This is a genomic window from Butyrivibrio sp. NC3005, from assembly GCF_000424545.1.
Classification (GTDB): Bacteria; Bacillota; Clostridia; order Lachnospirales; family Lachnospiraceae; genus Butyrivibrio.
Genome location: NZ_AUKC01000033.1, coordinates 23,089 through 41,416, shown reverse-complemented (window position 1 = coordinate 41,416; position 18,328 = coordinate 23,089). Strand labels below are relative to the sequence as shown.

General features: G+C 35.7%; 20 protein-coding genes. 19 read left to right on the top strand and 1 reads right to left on the bottom strand.

The features are described 5' to 3' along the window. The 11 genes from G634_RS0109915 to G634_RS21180 all read left to right on the top strand — a co-directional run. The coding region (locus G634_RS0109915) for a M16 family metallopeptidase (RefSeq protein WP_026505163.1) at positions 1–1,212 on the top strand (1,212 nt) is incomplete at its 5' end. A 10-nt stretch (positions 1,213–1,222) separates the two neighbouring features. Continuing rightward, positions 1,223–1,783, top strand: coding sequence for a hypothetical protein (locus tag G634_RS0109910; protein WP_026505162.1), 561 nt, complete (start codon positions 1,223–1,225; stop codon positions 1,781–1,783). 31 nt (positions 1,784–1,814) lie between these two features. Then, positions 1,815–1,952 carry a hypothetical protein gene (locus G634_RS0109905; protein ID WP_155830555.1) on the top strand — a complete coding sequence of 46 codons (138 nt, stop codon included), beginning with the start codon at positions 1,815–1,817 and terminating at the stop codon, positions 1,950–1,952. 17 nt (positions 1,953–1,969) lie between these two features. Next, the gene (locus tag G634_RS21785; RefSeq protein ID WP_256379367.1) at positions 1,970–2,104 is read left to right on the top strand and encodes a hypothetical protein; all 135 of its coding nucleotides are present in this window, start codon (positions 1,970–1,972) and stop codon (positions 2,102–2,104) included. Positions 2,105–2,235: 131 nt separating this feature from the next. Continuing rightward, positions 2,236–2,400 carry a hypothetical protein gene (locus G634_RS21190; RefSeq protein ID WP_155830554.1) on the top strand — a complete coding sequence of 55 codons (165 nt, stop codon included), beginning with the start codon at positions 2,236–2,238 and terminating at the stop codon, positions 2,398–2,400. A gap of 15 nt (positions 2,401–2,415) precedes the next feature. Further along, complete coding sequence (locus tag G634_RS21185) at positions 2,416–2,580, top strand: hypothetical protein (protein WP_155830553.1); 165 nt, start codon at positions 2,416–2,418, stop codon at positions 2,578–2,580. A gap of 61 nt (positions 2,581–2,641) precedes the next feature. After that, a complete protein-coding gene (locus tag G634_RS18740; protein WP_051233813.1) occupies positions 2,642–3,931 on the top strand; it encodes an MFS transporter in 1,290 nt (429 codons plus the stop codon). 49 nt (positions 3,932–3,980) lie between these two features. Then, on the top strand, positions 3,981–4,115 hold the full coding sequence (locus tag G634_RS21780) for a hypothetical protein (protein WP_256379366.1): 135 nt from the start codon (positions 3,981–3,983) through the stop codon (positions 4,113–4,115). Positions 4,116–4,210: 95 nt separating this feature from the next. Beyond that, positions 4,211–5,497: a radical SAM/SPASM domain-containing protein gene (locus G634_RS0109875; RefSeq protein WP_026505160.1), complete on the top strand. Its 1,287-nt coding sequence runs from the start codon at positions 4,211–4,213 to the stop codon at positions 5,495–5,497. A gap of 291 nt (positions 5,498–5,788) precedes the next feature. Then, the gene (locus G634_RS0109870; RefSeq protein ID WP_026505159.1) at positions 5,789–7,039 is read left to right on the top strand and encodes an RNA-guided endonuclease InsQ/TnpB family protein; all 1,251 of its coding nucleotides are present in this window, start codon (positions 5,789–5,791) and stop codon (positions 7,037–7,039) included. A 173-nt stretch (positions 7,040–7,212) separates the two neighbouring features. Next, positions 7,213–7,353: a hypothetical protein gene (locus G634_RS21180; protein WP_155830552.1), complete on the top strand. Its 141-nt coding sequence runs from the start codon at positions 7,213–7,215 to the stop codon at positions 7,351–7,353. Positions 7,354–7,462: 109 nt separating this feature from the next. Here G634_RS21180 and G634_RS0109860 read toward each other — a convergent pair whose 3' ends face one another. Then, positions 7,463–9,346, bottom strand: a complete 1,884-nt coding sequence (locus tag G634_RS0109860) for a helix-turn-helix domain-containing protein (protein ID WP_026505158.1) — start codon at positions 9,344–9,346, stop codon at positions 7,463–7,465. Between the two features lie 309 nt (positions 9,347–9,655). Here G634_RS0109860 and G634_RS18735 point away from each other — a divergent pair, with 309 nt between their 5' ends. From G634_RS18735 to G634_RS0109820, 8 genes are all read left to right on the top strand, one after another. After that, positions 9,656–10,945 (top strand): MFS transporter, encoded by a 1,290-nt coding sequence (locus tag G634_RS18735; RefSeq protein ID WP_051233812.1) that lies wholly within the window; start codon positions 9,656–9,658, stop codon positions 10,943–10,945. Between the two features lie 441 nt (positions 10,946–11,386). Further along, positions 11,387–12,379 (top strand): rod shape-determining protein, encoded by a 993-nt coding sequence (locus G634_RS0109850; RefSeq protein ID WP_026505157.1) that lies wholly within the window; start codon positions 11,387–11,389, stop codon positions 12,377–12,379. A 67-nt stretch (positions 12,380–12,446) separates the two neighbouring features. Beyond that, on the top strand, positions 12,447–13,244 hold the full coding sequence (locus G634_RS0109845; protein WP_026505156.1) for a flagellar hook-basal body protein: 798 nt from the start codon (positions 12,447–12,449) through the stop codon (positions 13,242–13,244). Positions 13,245–13,358: 114 nt separating this feature from the next. Beyond that, a complete protein-coding gene (locus G634_RS0109840; protein ID WP_026505155.1) occupies positions 13,359–14,180 on the top strand; it encodes a flagellar hook-basal body protein in 822 nt (273 codons plus the stop codon). Positions 14,181–14,212: 32 nt separating this feature from the next. Then, positions 14,213–14,653: a hypothetical protein gene (locus G634_RS20345; protein ID WP_051233811.1), complete on the top strand. Its 441-nt coding sequence runs from the start codon at positions 14,213–14,215 to the stop codon at positions 14,651–14,653. Between the two features lie 105 nt (positions 14,654–14,758). Then, entirely contained in the window at positions 14,759–17,017 is a 2,259-nt protein-coding gene (gene recD2, locus G634_RS0109830) for an SF1B family DNA helicase RecD2 (protein WP_026505154.1), read from the top strand. Between the two features lie 57 nt (positions 17,018–17,074). Further along, complete coding sequence (locus tag G634_RS0109825) at positions 17,075–17,857, top strand: ComF family protein (RefSeq protein WP_081676578.1); 783 nt, start codon at positions 17,075–17,077, stop codon at positions 17,855–17,857. A 60-nt stretch (positions 17,858–17,917) separates the two neighbouring features. Next, complete coding sequence (locus tag G634_RS0109820; protein ID WP_026505152.1) at positions 17,918–18,319, top strand: flagellar protein; 402 nt, start codon at positions 17,918–17,920, stop codon at positions 18,317–18,319. Positions 18,320–18,328 lie beyond the last annotated feature (9 nt).

The following is an 18,328-nucleotide window of genomic DNA, read 5'->3' as shown; positions in this document are numbered from 1 at the left end:
AAGATTCCTGGAGCAAAGACAATTGCATGTGGACTATGGGTGGCACAGGGAAGCAAGAATGAATCTGATAGTAACAGTGGTTTATCACATCTTGTAGAACATTTGGTTGTTAATCCGGTTACTTCCGGAAACGAAGTATATCAAAGACTTATCGAAGAGGCGACGAACAGCGGAGTGGTATATAACGCAGCAACAACAAAAGAGTATACTTGTTTCTATTTCACTGGTCTATCGAATACTCTTGATTTATGTGTAAAGTGTCTTTCTAACATTGCTATGAATAATAGAGTGTTTCCAAAAGATATGTTTGAAAATGAAAAAAAAGTAGTTATTCAGGAAGCTACAAGTTTTTATTCCTCTTTTCAACAAATCAAGGAAAGAACCAGTCAGGCATTATGGGGAAATATGGGTATTGGAAGAATTATTATGGGTAATATTTCCAATATACAGAATGCTACCCTGGAACAGGTAAATGAAATCTTAGATATGAATTATATTCCTGAACGGTCAAGTGTCGTAATAGTTGGAGATATAGATTATGGCAGAGCATTGGAGCTTATAGGTAGTGATTTTGATTCGTGGAAAGATAAACATTGCGGTGAAGTTCCTGAATTGGTTGATAGTGAACCGGGTGTTTATTTGAATAAAGGTAGTGGAGCTAGTTCTGTTGTTTCAATTGGATTTAGAACTGGAGGTTACTCGATGATGCAGAGGCAGGCAATCGAGATGATGGTGAGAATTCTTGGGCAAAGCGGACTTAAATCACGCATTGTAGATGAAGTACGAATGAAGAGAGGCTTGGCATACAATGTTGGCGGATTTTATAGTGTGTATAAAAATCATGGGACAATTGGATTTATGTCTGTCTGTGATAAAGAAAAGACTGTAGATGTTGCCAAGGTGATGATGGATACAATTTTACATGCCAAGAAAGAAGGCTTTACAGATGAGGAAATAGAAAGAGAAAAGAAAATGATGGAAACAACAATGCTTCTATCAGTAGATAATATTACAGATCATCTTAGAAATATAGGAAGATGTGACATTATGGGAAGTGATTTCTATATAGAGAATGAAATAAGAGGAATAAGAAGTATTACAAAGGAACTTGTAAACCATGTGGCAGATGAAATTATTCAGGAAGCAAATCTTGGGTTAGCGCTTATCGGAGAATGTGACAATGATTTGCTATTGAATACTGTATCGATTTGAGGAGAGACAAATGGCAGATTTAGCTTGTATTTATGAGATGAGTATGATAGGTGAGGATGCTAAGCTGAGTGATGATTTGCTGAGTGGATTGGGGATGGATGTTCTTTTTTGCCTGATGGATCACCTTGAAACAAGTCATGAAATAGCCGAAAGGTTAGGCATTGCAGTATATTCAACACAGTTGTATCTGCAACGACTATTGAAAGCTGGGGTGGTGACTGAAACTGTTCCTTGTATTAGGAATGGACAGGTGGAAAAACATTATAAATTAGCATCTGACGATGTTGAAATAATGAATCATATTACCAATTTGACAGAGAAAAGAAATACGCAGATTAAGCTATCAGCACAACAGTTTGCAACTATGACCAAAAATGCTATTTGCAGTGCTGCAAAGTATCAAGATAAACCGAACAAGATTAAATCATATTTTATGAATGCCAGAAAAGAAGATATGGAAAAATTTATTGCTGAATTAGATGAACTGTTTGATAAATATAAAGCGCTGGAAGATAAAGACGCAGATCAGACATATAGCTTGTTTACAGTAATGGCTCCATATGAAGCATAAAAAATATGTTGATGCAATGAAAGGAGAAAAAATGACAAAGGAAGTAAATGATAGTCAGGAAAAGGCAATAAAATCTGAAGAAATACAGATTCAGAGTACAGATGTATCACTATTAAGTGAAGAAGAGAATAAAGGGATTGGATATGAAATACGTACAATAACAAATTAATAGAAGGGAGTATATGTATGAAGGAAGAAAAGCAAATTATCAAGGAAAATGAGCTTGAAGTTGAGAATCTTAAGGTTAGTCCTGCGAAGGAAGAAGAAGATAACCTGCAGCCGATAGAATATCATATTCTTCCAGTAATAGAATCAATTTAAGTTTTAGACACAAAATTATGCAAAGCATAATAGAACAATTGGTTCATAAATAGAGGATATTATTCCTCTATATTGAAAAATCGGTAACTATTAATGAAATTTTAACTAATAAATAAAAAGGAGAAGGGACTATGAAAAACGTGAATTTATCAGATGCAAACGCAAAGTACATGGATGGAAAGCTGATTATTGAATCAGAAGAGCTTGCACAGGCAATTCAGGACAGGAAAGTCAATTTGGCAGAAGAAGAAGAGGACAATATTCATGTAAAGATTCATATTGAAATAGGATCATAAAAAGGAGAGAAGAGTATGAGAAACGTAGATTTATCAGATGCAAACGCAAAGTACATGGATGGAAAGCTGATTATTGAATCAGAAGAGCTTGCACAGGCAATTCAGGACAGGAAAGTCAATTTGGCAGAAGAAGAAGAGGACAATATTCATATAAAGATACATATTGAAATAAGCAATTGATTTGTGTATTCGCGGCTAGTACGTAGGATTCAATGTACTAGTCGTGAAATGGAGAAGATAGATGGATAAAGTGAAATATAGAGATATTCTTAAGCTAAAAGAATATAGAAAGCTTATTGCATCAAGTATTGTAAATCGATTCGGTGACTCTGTGGATGCTATAGCATTTACCTGGTTAGTATACATGGTGACAGGAAGCGCATCATGGAGTGCTGTTATTTATGCACTTAATCAGCTTCCGACAGTGCTGCTTCAGCCTTTTGCAGGAGCATTGGTTGAGCGAATGAATAAGAAGAAAATAATGGTTGCTGCTGATTTAATCAGAGGTTTTATTATTGTAGCAGTAGCTTGTCTATATAAGACGAATGGAAGCGTTAGTCCGTGGGTACTAGCTGCTATGACACTTATGATTTCATCAGTAGAAGCATTTGGAATGCCGGCAGGATCAGCATTTGTTCCGCTGGTATTAGAGAAAAAGTACTATAGTCATGGACTTTCATTAAATTCAACAGTTTCTAATATCATGCAGCTTGTAGGAATGGCAAGCGCCGGAATCATTATAGGAGTAGGTGGAATTGAAGCTGCCATGTTTGTAGATGCAGCTACATTCTTTATATCAGCTTTATTCAAGATTAGTATCAAGGTAAAAGAAACTATAAAAGATGTAAGCAAAAAGAATGGTTCTGGAATGCAGACATATTTCAAGACTCTAAAAGAAGGTTTTAAATATGTTGCCGCCAAAAAAGTAGTACTTAACTGTTGTATATTGGCTATGCTTGCAAATGCGACTCTTGTACCATTAAATGCACTTCAATCTCCTATGGCGGTTGAAATATTCGGACAGGGAAGTGAATTTTTAAGTGTGATGGGAATAGCACTTATTATAGGAACGGCACTAGGTTCGATAATAACACCAAAGCTTATGGGAAAATTTAAAGAAAGACCACTGATTGTGTTCTTCGGAATAGCATTGGGAGTAATTTACGGATTATATACCATGGGAATATATACACGTGGAAATGTAATTGCAGCATATTCATTAAATATAGTATGTGCGCTTATTATGGGAATATCTATTAGTGTTATTTCACAGATATTTACAATACAGTTTATGAATAGTGTGGAGAATGAATATCTGGCAAGAGCTGCCTCTATTCTTAATGCTACTTCTAGTGCAGCAACACCGTTAACATCAGGTCTTGTTAGCTTGATGGCTAAATTTATACCAGTAACAACATTGTTTATCATTTCTTCATCGATTTGCATAATCATCTTTGCATTTATGGGAATAGGCAAGGTGAAGTTTAGTGAGTGTGAAGAAAAAATTGAAAAGGTACCAGAAACAGTATAAAAAGTTACTGAAAATAAATCATATAATCTAAGAGAGGAAGGGTAATTAAATGAAAAAAGAAGAACTGAAAAAAGAAGAAATGGAAACAATTAAGACAGTGGCAATACAGAATGAGGATGTGGATGTTGTAAAAGAGGAAGAAAACGAATGTAGACCTATATTATTTGGACAGGTTAGTTTCTAAAATTTAATTAAATATTAGTTTGCTCACAAAAAAGAAGTAGCAAGTTTTTCTTGTCGCTTCTTTTTTGATGTGCGATAAAGAAAGGCGGAAGCTATATGAGATATCATAGTATTGATATTGGTGAAGGAAGATATGGGGTATATTTTCCTGACACAATGAAACTTATAAAAGGAAATAGTGCTACATTAATGCTGCTAGATAAGATCATTTCTAATGAATCTCTTGAAAAAATAAAAGAAGACGGCTTTTTGGTTTCTCATGAAGAATATTATAACTATAGAAAAATGCTTGGAGAAGGCATAACACATGAATTGCCATTAAGAGATAAGAAGCACTTGGGAGAATTAATAATACATGTTAGTAACGATTGTAATATGCGATGCTTGTATTGTTATGGCAATGGTGGATGCTATAACATGAAGAGAGAGTTTATGGATGAAGAGACAGTTATAGAAACTCTCGAAAAAATGTATAAGATATATCCCAAAATTGATTTAATTAATTTTTTTGGCGGGGAACCAACGCTTAATCTAAATGTGATTAAGGCTGCCTGCGCATATGTTAGAGCTAATAATAAGGAAACTATATTGGGTATGGTTTCTAATGGAACATATGCTAGCAAAGAACTGTTAGATATTATAAATGAATATGATTTTAAGGTTACGTTCAGCGTAGATATGCAATCTATGCAGGATACTCTTCGCCCAATGGTTGGTGGAAAACCATCTTTTGAAACAGTATTAAAAAATTTCAGATATTTGAAAAAGTATAGTAGTGAGCCTTCGGGAATAGAAGTTACTTATACCGAAATGCATCGCCAAAAAGGAATATCTCCGGCAGATTTAGTAAAAGAAGTAAGGAAAATATTTGGAAATATACCTATGATATTTAATCCGGTATCTTCATGCGATGAGAAGTTGGATATAAAAGATTTATCCTGTTTTGGAGAGTCAATAGAGCAGTTGAAAGGTGAACCAAAGCTGTATAGCACAACATCATTTGTACAATCTGTTCTGCTAAGGCTAGCTGAAAAGAATATAAAATATCAATTCTGTGCTTCTGGATTTGGAAAAACAGCTGTATCTACTAAAGGTGATATCTACCCTTGCCAGGCATTTCTAGGTGATGAAAATTACAGATTTGGAAATGTAAAGGATACACTTGATGTATTAAAATCAAGTGTAATCAAAAAATCTGATGAAATGTATAATCAGAATAAAGTTATAAATGGAAAATGTAAGGATTGCTATCTTAATACCTATTGCCATAGATGCATACATGATAATAGCTTGAAAACATGCGATGTAGGAGTTTCACCTGATGATATGTGTGAAATGCAAAAAGATGTATTTGATAGAGTGATACGAAATAAGCTAAGTTAATAACGAAGTCCTACATGGGAAAATATTAAAAAATCTATACAACCATTTGTGATCCTATGCTTAAAGAAAACGGAAATTGTCGTTTTTCCATTACTGGGTATAGAAAAAGTTGATAATATAAAGTATGATTTTTATAATTATTCAGCCAGAAAACCCATGACCTTTAGGTCGTGGGATGAATGGCGTCACTAATAGATGTGTGCATTTTACTTAAAAATACATATTTTAGTAAAATGTATGATATAATATACATACATGAGTGATCTGAGTCTTATGAAAGGAGAAAACTGTATGTATCTTACTGTAAAACAGCAGGTAAAACATCTGTCAAAAGATGACTACCGCTCAATAAAGGAATTGTGCCGTTCAGCTAAAAATCTTGCTAATGAAGCTATATATAATGTTCGTCAGTATTACTTTGCTGAAGGTAAATTCTTAAAGTATGAGAAAAACTATGTCCTGTTAAAGAACAGCTCAAATTATAAGACCTTAAATTCAAATATGGCACAGCAGATCCTCAAAGAAGTAGATGGCAGTTTCAAGTCATTCTTTGGCCTACTTAAACTTGCAAAACAGGGTAAGTATGCTTTTAAGGATTGCAAACTGCCGCATTATCTTCCAAAAGACGGATATACTACACTTGTTATCGGATTTGTAAGACTTGATGGAAATAAGCTGATACTTCCGTTTTCCAACAGCTTTAAGAAGTCCCACAAGCCTGTTGAGATCACAATACCGCCTATCCTGCTTGATAAAAAGGTTAAAGAGATACGGATTATACCAAAAGCACATGCCAGGTTCTTTGAAATCCAGTACACTTACGAAGCTGAGTGCGTTCAGAGAAATCTCAACAAAAACAATGCACTGGCACTCGATCTTGGTATAAATAATCTCGTAACCGCCGTATCAAGTAATGGCAGATCGTTCATAATCGACGGAAGAAGGCTCAAGTCCATTAACCAATGGTTTAACAAGGAAAATGCCCGCCTGCAGTCTATCAAGGATAAGCAGCATTTTGGCAGAAAGACTACAAACCGTCAGAAAACCATTGCCCGTGACCGTAACAATAAAGTAAATGATTATATGAGCAAAGCTGCACGTAAGGTCATAGACTACTGCATTAACAATGATATCGGGACTCTTGTAGCTGGATATAATGTTACATTTCAACGGAGTTCTCATATAGGCAAACAGAACAATCAGAATTTTGTTAACATCCCTTATGGAATACTGAGGGATAAACTGTCATATCTCTGTGAGCTTAATGGCATTACATATGTTGAACAGGAAGAAAGCTATACATCAAAGGCATCATTCTGGGATAAAGATGATATCCCTGTTTACAATGATGATAACCCAAAAGAATATCAGTTCAGTGGTAACAGGATACATCGTGGAATGTATAAAACTGCCAGTGGCTTTAGTTTTAATGCCGATGTTAACGGAGCATTAAATATAATGCGTAAAAGTAGCGTTGTGGATCTCAGTATCCTATACGGTAGAGGCGAAGTGGACACGCCTGTAAGAATAAGGATTGCCTAACTTGTTAGGTGGAGACTTAAATATCAAACTTCTTAAATGGAGTCATTAGGCTCTTAGAAGCCCATTACCTTTAGGTGATGGGTAGTTCACAATAAAACATGAGAATAGTTCTTTTCCAAAAAAATTATCATTCAAAAAATAGGGGATTTTACAGAAAGAGAGGCTAACGTATCATGAAATTAGTAAAGAGAGTATTGGCAGGGGTTATAGCAGGAGCATTAATTGTTTCATCAGTGACAGTAACTGTAGCTACATTTGAAAATGTAGCAGTGGTGAATGAAGACAATGGGTGGAGAAATATCAAAGAGGGATAGTAGTAGATTTTTAATATCAAATATTTAGTGATTGAAAATGTGGCATAATTTTTATATAAAATATTTTGACAGGGAGAAACAACGTTGTTATTCTCCCTGTTTTTTATTTTTATAAACTTTCTTTTACAATTTTATAATTGTGCAAGTTATCATTTATTAGAGTTAAAGCCTTAGCATAGCATGAATATTGTTTTAGGATAGTGCCTGAACTATTACACTCAGCATTATTCTTATAATACATAGAATAATGATAGTATATTGTCGATAGACTAGCAATTGAGAAGCTACATAAGGAGATATTAGCTTTGTTTGCAACTTCTTGTGATAACATTCCAAACATTTTCTCCGTATATTTGTAACGAATAAAAATAGATTTGATTATCGGATAGAAACGAAAAGAAAAGAGAATGTCGAGGCTGTTTTCTTTTACATAGTTTTCCATCTGTGAAAAGTATTGGAAGGCTTCATCACAGTGAGACTTGTTCGTTAATTCATAAGTTATACTCACAATTAAAGATATTTCAGCTGCAGAGAGGCGATAGTTTAATAGCCTGGAAATATTAAAATCAGGAAGAGTTATAGCTAACGCTTTATTCAGAATGTGCAACCGATCATCTATATTATTTTTGGTAGACGAATAATGCAAATAGTATTCCTGCATCATAAGCGGATGTGTTTCTCCTAAATGTTTCAATTCTTCAAGATAGTGCAAGTATTTATTGCTGTCATAATCGGTGGTAGAATTTAGATACGATATGATTTTAAAATATCTTTCTTCATCTTTACTCCCATAAAAGTCAAATTCTGATTCTGAATAACCTAAACGGTTCAGAATAGCACATAGAAGGAGAATATCTCCATCTTGAGTCCCACTCTCTATTTTTGAAAGTTTGGATTTACTGCATAGTCCCTGGCATATAGTCTGTTGAGAAATCTTCTGTTCTTTTCTAAGTGTAGAGATAAGTTTACCTATAGATAAAACATCTTTCCCCAAAATGTCGAATGAACCATCTCCAAAGTCAGAAATATCCTCCATTTCAAAAAGCTCATAAACCTTTGGCTTTAAAGACGACAGTTCAAAAGAATGCTGTATATCATAGTCTTTGATTTTATCAATTAGTCTTGATGTTAATGCTGAACCTAGTGCATCTGCGCTGTAAACAGATGAACCAATGTACTGAAGTGCCATTTCTTTGTCACCATCTTGCTTCATATACATCGAAATTCCGTAAATAAGAGTAAGTTCTACCAAATAGGAATGGAGATTATTCTCTATTGCTATTTCACGTCCTTTTCTAGAATACTCAAACGCAGCATCATAATCATTTTGTCCAATAAGATATGCACTATAGACGAAAAGGTAGAGAATTTGAACTTTCATAAGCTTTTTTCCAGTAATATGCATATGATCTAATTTGACTTTTACTTGCGAGCACAAGATAATACTTTCTTCAGATTTTCCCTGAAGATGATAAATATAAGCAATTAGCAAAAGGCATTCTAAATCGAGTGATGAAAGAAATTGTTTTCTAATATCAGTGAAATCAATTTCGGAATGTGTTATTCCTATAGCGAAATTGAGTTTTTCTAATAATTCGTCATATCTTTTACTGCAAGTTCTTAACTGATGTAATACTTCTAATATCAGAAACTCCTGATAATAGAATTTGTTTTTGTTGAAATTCTTATTCTTTATTTCTTTGAGAGCAGAATACGCCGAATCACTTTTCCAATGTTCTATATAGAATCTTGCATGATTTATACTTAGAAAAGTTTTAAAATCATCAATGTTTTCGAAAAAAGGGTAAGCTTCTTTGGTGATTCCTGCCTTGTCCATTAATAGAGAGAATGTTGATGGGCTAATTCCGCATTTGCCGTTTTCGATGTTACTTAGTGCAACTACTGAACAGATACCTTCTGCCATTTCCTCTTGAGTTAATCCTGCACTATTACGTGCATTTTTGATTATTTTTGAAATATCATATACTCCCATAGTCTGCCAGTCTCCTCCGCATATGTTACATTAATTATAATTTCTTTGATACGTTGAAGCAATAAAAAAGCGGATAAAAACTGCATTTTTTGCTTTGGGGGTATCAGAATGGACTAATAGTGATATGCTAAGGTTTTATTTTTTGAATATTAAAGCGTTTTCGTCTACGAAACTCCAATATATGCTTTATTTTAAAGCAAATGGAAACAAATAATTTTCCGCTTTTGGATATCACAAATATAAGTATAAAAATAAATAATAATAATTAGAAAAAATCATTAATGTACTAGTTGTGGAGGGTGTAGAGATATGGACAAAGTGAAGTATAGAGATATTCTTAAGCTAAAAGAATATAGGAAGCTTATTGCATCAAGTATTGTAAATCGATTCGGTGACTCTGTTGATGCTATAGCATTTACCTGGTTAGTATACATGGTGACAGGAAGCGCATCATGGAGTGCTATTATTTATGCACTTAATCAGCTTCCGACAGTGCTACTTCAGCCATTTGCAGGAGCATTGGTTGAGCGAATGAATAAGAAGAAAATAATGGTTGCTGCTGATTTGATCAGAGGTTTTATTATTGTAGCAGTAGCTTGTCTATATAAGGCTAATGGAAGCGTTAGTCCGTGGGTACTAGCTGCTATGACACTTATGATTTCATCTGTAGAAGCATTTGGAATGCCAGCAGGATCTGCATTTGTTCCGTTGATATTAGAGAAAAAGTACTATAGTTATGGACTTTCATTAAATTCAACAGTTTCTAATATCATGCAGCTTGTAGGAATGGCAAGCGCTGGAATCATTATAGGAGTAGGTGGAATTGAAGCTGCCATGTTTGTAGATGCAGCTACATTCTTTATATCAGGGTTATTCAAGATTAGTATCAAGGTAAAAGAAACTATCGAAGATGTAAGCAAAAAGAATGGTTCTGGCGTCCAGACTTACTTCAAGACTCTAAAAGAAGGTTTTAAATATGTTGCCGCAAAAAAAGTAATACTTAACTGCTGTATATTGGCTATGCTGGCAAATGCGACTCTTGTACCATTAAATGCACTTCAATCTCCTATGGCGGTTGAAATATTCGGACAGGGAAGTGAGTTTTTAAGTGTGATGGGAATAGCACTTATTATAGGAACGGCTCTAGGTTCTTTAATAACTCCAAAGCTTATGGGCAAATTTAAAGAAAGACCATTGATTGTGTTCTTTGGAATAGCATTAGGAATAATTTACGGATTATATACCTTAGGAATATATACGCATGGAAATGTAATTGCAGCATATTCATTAAATATAGTATGTGCGCTTATTATGGGAATAGCGATAAGTGTTATTTCACAAATATTTACAATACAGTTTATGAATAGTGTGGAGAATGAATATCTGGCAAGAGCTGCCTCTATCCTTAATGCTACTTCTAGTGCAGCAACACCGTTAACATCAGGTCTTGTTAGCCTGATGGCTAAATTTATACCAGTAACAACATTGTTTATCATATCTTCCTCGATTTGCATAGTAATCTTTGCATTTATGGGAATAGCCAAGGTGAAATTCAGCGAAGATGAAGAAAAAATAGAAAAGATGCCAGAAGCAGTTTAAAAGTTACTGAAAATATATCGAATAATTAAAAAATGCGGCGGCCTATTCACGTGACTTTAATCGTGAGTTAGCCACCGCATTTTTGTTTAAGGTATATGGTTTAATACATTTGTTAACAAAGCTGAATACAGGAAAAAATTTAAAACCACTTTTGTAAATCAAAATATTGTCCGATAAACTATCTGAATAAGTATTTTTACGCTGTTTTTTCAATGACAGAACAATAATACTTTTAATTTTATTTTTTTTTCAGGAAGGAATCTGTTTTCAAATCGGACGGATTAGTTTATAATATCTGTGATTAATAAAGTGGAAGGATATGCTCATATTTTTTGTCAGTATACGAATCTGCTTGTTAATTTATGTTTTTAGTAGTTTACACAGGTATTTTAGAACATTTTTATATAAATAGTCGTCAGTAATTGAAAGGGAGCAGATTTCATGGCTTACACAGATATTGGAATTGATTTGGGAACAGCAAGTATACTTGTTTATATCAGAGGAAAGGGCGTTGTATTAAAAGAGCCCTCAGTAGTTGCTTATGACAGAGATACAGAGAGAATAGTTGCATATGGTGAAGATGCAAGACAGATGCTTGGTCGTACACCTGGCAATATTGTTGCTGCACGTCCGCTTCGTCAGGGTGTTATCAGCGACTACGAAATTACAGAAGCGATGATGAAGTATTTCATCCGCAAGGCATTAGGACACAGACCTCATTTTAAGCTCCTTATGGCAGTATGTGTACCTTCCGGAGTAACTGAAGTTGAGAGAAGAGCTGTAGAAGATGCAGCAAAGTGTGCAGGTGCCAAGGATGTTAAGATTATCGAAGAGCCACTTGCAGCAGCAATCGGTGCAGGTATTGATATTATTAAGCCTTGCGGTAACATGATTGTTGATATAGGTGGTGGTACAAGTGATATAGCAGTTATTTCACTTGGTGGAACAGTTGTCAGCACATCCGTTAAAGTTGCTGGTGATGACTTCGATGAAGCAATCGTTCGCTATATGAGAAAGAAGCACAATCTTCTTATCGGTCTTAGAACCGCAGAAGATATTAAAATTCGCATCGGAAGCGCTTATCCGCGCCCTGAGGCTGATTATATGGACGTGCGTGGACGTAACCTTGTTACAGGTCTTCCTAAGACAGTAAAGGTTAGTTCAGAGGAAACTGAAGAGGCACTTAGAGAGCCTACTACCCAGATTGTAGAAGCTATTCACAGTGTATTAGAGAAAACTCCGCCAGAACTTGCAGCAGATATTGCAGATCGTGGTATCGTTCTTACTGGTGGCGGTAGCCTTCTTCGCGGACTCGAGGATCTTATTGCATCCAAGACAGGTATCAATACAATGACTGCAGAAGATCCAATGACAGCTGTAGCAATCGGTACAGGTAGATATGTAGAAGCAATTAATGATGCACGTGATGCATAAATAAAAGCTTAAAGGCTCTTTACAATGCAATCTTCCCAAAGTAAACCAATACAACAAGGAGGCATGTATGGTAAAGGGTCTTTATACTGCATGGACTGCTATGGTTAATGAGCAGCATCGAATGGATGTTGCGACTAATAATTTAGCAAATTCTAATACGACAGGTTTTAAAAGTGAGGGTTCAAGTCAGCAGACATTCAAAGACCAGCTGGCACTCAAGATTAAAGATGTAACAGAACCTGGTACATACGCTAAGAGAGTAGGAAAAATTGTTCCCGGAGTCAAGACTGGTGAAGATTATACCAATTGGGAAGAAGGACCTATGAAGACCACAGAGAATACGTGGGACTTGGCAATTTCTGGAAAAGGCTTTTTCGCCATAGAATATACCAATAAAAATATAAATGTAGCAAAAGAAGATACTGAAACTGAGATAATGTACACAAGAGACGGTAATTTTACTGTCGATGCCAAGGGCAATCTCGTAACACATGATGGAGATTTTGTGCTAAACGCAGGTGGAGCACACATAACAGTTGACCCTACCAAGGATGCCCAGATAAATGTTAAAGGTGAGATTATTCAGGACAATCAGGTCGTAGGAAAGATTGGTCTTTATGATTTTGAAGATTATAACTATCTCTCAAAATATGGAGAAAACTTATATAGAGCAGTAGATGGAAATACCCAGATTGAAGCAACAGGAAGAATAAATCAGGGATTTTTAGAGCAATCAAATGTATCTGTTGTAGACCAAATGGTTAATATCATAAACATTCAAAGACATTACGAGGCTGCCTCTACTATGATTCAGACTTGCGATAATACACTTGAAATCGCTGTTACTCAGGTTGGAAAACTATGACTTCTTGCTGAGATTTAGGATAATCATCAGAACGTATTATATTTAAACAATAAACTTTTATGAGTAAACAGCCGATAGATAGTTAGTAGACGGAGCATAGCTAAGGAGGTTTTTATGGTAAGAAGCTTATGGTCTGCCGCAACAGGCATGAACGCGCAACAGACAAACGTTGATACGATAGCTAATAACCTTGCAAACGTCAATTCTACAGGTTTTAAAGCACAGGGTGCGCAGTTTAAATCACTGCTTTATCAGAATTTAAAATCTGCAACGACTACTGCGAATGGAAACCCAAAGCCTACATCTTCTCAGGTAGGACTTGGTGTAAGAACAGCTGCGCTTGAGCAGTACTTTTCACAAGGATCACTTCTTGATAATGCAAGTGACTCGGCATTTGCTATTTCCGGTGATGGCTTTTTTGCTTACAATGACGCAGATGGAAAACCTGTTTATACAAGAAATGGTGATTTTGTATGGGCAATAGGTGAAGGAGCCGGACAGATAATGCTGACAACATCTGATGGTAATCCTATTCTTTCATCAACAAACGCTCCTATAACACTTGCAGGTGATTATGTTTCCAACAAGCTTACAGTTGGGCAGGATGGAACAATCTACTATCCAGATGCAAATGGAGTTCCACAGGAAGTAGGATTTAAGATTGGATTATGGCAATTCCAGAATCCTAACGGACTTGAAAGAGTTGGAAATTCCAGCTGGGTTCAGACAGGTGCTAGCGGAGAACCTATGAATGAAGCCAATGCGGCTAATCTAAAAAAGAGTATCATCCGTCAGGGATACCTTGAAGGTTCAAATGTTAACGTAGCAACAGAAATGGTTAATCTCATAGTAGCTCAGCGTGCATATGAAATGAATTCGACTGCAATTACAACAACAGACTCTATGATGCAGACAGCAAATCAGCTGAAACGTTAGTATTAAGGAAATCGGCTTAGAAAGAGGTGTATATGGCAGATTATAGTAGTCTTAGCGGAGTTAGTTCATCTGCATATGGTGCTTATACAAAAGAAAATCATTTTGCCGATGAAGTTAAGAAAACAATCAGCAAAACATCTAAAAATTCTACTAAAGATGAATTATGGGATGCGTGTAAACAGTTTGAAGCATATTTTCTAGAACAGGTTTTTAAATCTATGGAAGAAAGCGTTACTACGTTTTCAGATAGAAATGAAGACAGTATTGGAAGTGCTCTTTCTATGGATGCTACTTCTAATAGCCTTGTAGATTATTTCAAGAATCAGACTCTGCAGGATATAGCGTCTACTACCACCAATACGCAGAGCACAGGACTTGCTAAAATGCTGTACGAAAATATGAAACGCACCTATGGAATCGGTGAAATTGAAGAAGTAACAGAAAAAAAGGCCGGCCCTGCAAAGGAAGCTTAGTAACAGTTTTTGAAATAATACTGTTAAAAAAGGATTGATTGCATTAAAGCGCAATTAATCCTTTTTAGGTTGCAACGCGTTTAATATAACGTTAAAATTATAATCATGGAAAAAATTAGAGGATATATTGAACATTTTATATATAAAAATGAAGAAAACGGTTATGGAGTTGCAAATATTGTATCTGACGAAGATGAAATAACCTGCGTAGGCACATTTCGCGATGCGGATGTGGGAGATACACTGGAGATTGAAGGAGAGTTAGTCCAGCATCCTATGTATGGAGATCAGATAAGAGTTCGCCATTATCAGATAGTAGAGCCGGAAGATGCTAAAGCCATGGAACGTTACCTTGGAAGCGGAGCCATTAAAGGAGTTGGTGCTTCTCTTGCTGCTAGAATTGTCAAAAAATTTGGCGCAGATACTTTCAGAATCATAGAAATAGAACCTGAAAGACTTGCAGAAATAAAGGGTATAAGCCAAAACAAGGCCATGGACATTGCCAATCAGATGGTTGAGAAACGTCAGATGCGTGATGTAATGGTTTTTTTGCAAAAATATGGTATTTCAAATAACCTTTCGGTTAAAATTTTTAATACTTACGGAGAAGGAATTTATCAGGTATTAAAAGAAAATCCCTACAAACTTGCTGAAGATATTACTGGAATCGGTTTTAAAACTGCAGATGAAATAGCAGGAAGAATCGGTATAGAAGTCGACTCAGATTTCCGGGTAAGAAGCGGAATTATGTTCGCACTTCAGGAAGGTGCATCTGAGGGAAATACATATCTTCCAATGGAACTGTTACTTGGTAATACCGAAAAGCTTCTTGGGGTATCCAAAGAAATAGTATCTATGCAGCTGGAAAATCTTCAGATGGACCATAAGATAAAAATAGTCGACAGTACCAAGGTGTACTCTTCTTATTTCTATAATATAGAAAGGGCATGTGCATCTAGACTTGTAGATTTGAATGTTCATCTTGATATTGAGGAAAACTCCAAAGCAGAACAAAAGCAGCTTGAAAAGATAAAATTTTTAGAGAAGAGTAAGAATATTAAATTAGATGACCTTCAGCGAAAAGCAGTTCTTGAAAGCGTTAGAAATGGAATACTGATAGTAACAGGAGGCCCAGGAACAGGTAAGACTACTACTATCAATACAATAATAAATTATTTCGAAGAAGAAGGTCTTGATATTCAGCTTGCAGCACCTACGGGAAGAGCTGCAAAGAGAATGACAGAGGCAACAGGATATGAGGCAAGGACGATTCATAGATTACTGGAAATATCTGGCGGAGTATCAGATGATGATGATAATGTCAAACAGACTGTGAAGTTCTCCAGAAATCAAGATAATCCATTAGAGGCAGATGTTGTGATCATAGATGAGATGTCTATGGTAGATATAAATTTGTTTCATTCACTTCTAAAGGCTCTTGTTCCGGGAATGCATCTTATTCTCGTTGGAGATTCAAGTCAGCTTCCTTCGGTAGGACCGGGGCAGGTGCTTCAGGATCTTATTTCCTGTGGACAGTTTCCTACGATTGTGTTAAGGAAGATTTTCAGACAGGCAGAGGAAAGCGATATTGTCATGAATGCTCACAGGATAAATGAAGGTAAAATGCTGCCGCTTACTTACAAGAGTAAGGATTTCTTTTTTCTCGAAAGAAGTGACTATCAGGTAATTTACAAGCATATGGTTCTTTTAATAAGAGACAAACTACCTAAATATGTAGATGCTGACAAGATGGATATTCAGGTTTTAACACCTATGAGAAAGGGAGCGCTAGGTTGCGAGACGTTGAATGGAGTACTGCAAAAATATTTGAATCCTGCCGATGATTCCAAGACAGAATATTTGCATGGTGACAAGCTTTTTAGAGTGGGCGATAAGGTTATGCAGATACATAACAATTATCAGATGGAATGGGAGATTTTAGGAAAGTACAATATTGCAATAGATTCAGGAACCGGAGTTTTTAACGGAGATATGGGACGAGTAGTCAGCATAACACCGACGACTCAGCAACTAACTGTTGAGTTTGACGAGAAAAGAAGAGTTACATATTCATTTAATCAGCTTGATGATTTGGAACTTGCCTATGCTATTACCATTCACAAATCTCAGGGGTCCGAGTATCCCGCTATTGTGATGCCTCTTTTGGGAGGACCTAAGATGCTGATGAATAGAAATCTTCTTTATACAGCAGTGACAAGGGCTAAAAACTGCGTAACAGTCCTTGGCAGCAAAGATACAATTGCAGAAATGATAAACAATGAGCAGCAGTTAAGCAGATTTACAGGACTTAGAGAGCAGATAGATCATGCCTTTGAGATTTCTAGGGCGCAAATGCAGCTGTAGTTATAAGCACTGATTACGTAAGTTAAATATAATTTTAAGACTTATTCAAGGTTATAAATGGAATATAGAAATTACAATCAAATATCAAATATTATTAATATTCTGCCGAAAAATAATGTGCAGGAACGTTTTGAACGAAAAGATAAAATCATTTCTTTGTTCTTTCCGCGAAGATGTCCGTTTTGTGATGATGTAACCAAATATGGAAGTATGGTTCATGACTGGTGTCTTGAAAAAATTGAGTATGCCAATATGCAGAGTGTATGCTTTAAATGCGGTAAACCTATAGATGATGATAAAGAGCAGTATTGTGTAACATGCCAGAGGATAAAGCATTATTTTGACAAGGGCTTTGCACTTTACAAATATCGGAGTGCTCAAGATGCAATCTACAGATTTAAGTATCAGGGAAGGCAGGAATATGCAGATTTTTTTGCCAAAGACATTGAGGTGAATTTAGGTGACTATATAAGGAATTTAGATATAGATTATCTTGTTCCTGTACCAATGTTTCCTTCCAAAAAAATCAAAAGAGGTTACAATCAGGCTGAAGTTCTTGCTCATGCAATAGGACGCAGAATGAACATTCCTGTAAAAGAAGATATCGTTTACAGAACAATTAACACTGTTCCAATGAAAGAACTTTCTGAATTTGAAAGACGTAATAATTTGAAAAAAGCTTTTAATATCGGAACAAATGTTGTAAAATTAAAGAAAATTATAATAATTGACGATATCTATACGACGGGGAGTACGATGGATAATGTTGCATTGCAACTTCGGAAAGCCGGAGCATCACATATTTTTGCTTTGTCTCTTGCGATAGGACAGGGCATGTAACTACAGACAGCGTTTTTTTATGTAGTAATTCGTACTTTTAGTACTTACAAGGAGGTTCTCATGAATTTACGTAACTGTGCCAAGTGTGGTAAGATGTTCAATTATGTACAAGGCCCACCTATCTGTGACGCCTGTAAGAAAGCTAAGGAAGAGGATTTTCAGCGAGTAAAGGCTTATATTCAGGACAATCCTAAAGCTTCTCTTAATCAGATAGCTGAGGAAAATAATGTTAAGCTCAATCAGATTAAAGAATGGATTCGTGAAGAACGTCTGATGTTTACAAAAGATTCTCCGATTCAGTTGAATTGTGAGAAGTGTGGTGCACCTATTCAAACAGGTCGTTACTGCAATAATTGTAAGGATAAAATGGCGGATAACCTTACAGACGCATTTCAGAAAAAAGAAACAGTTAAAATTCAAATGCCGCAAAAGGATGAAAAAGGAGGTATGCGTTTCCTTTAATCCAGAGCG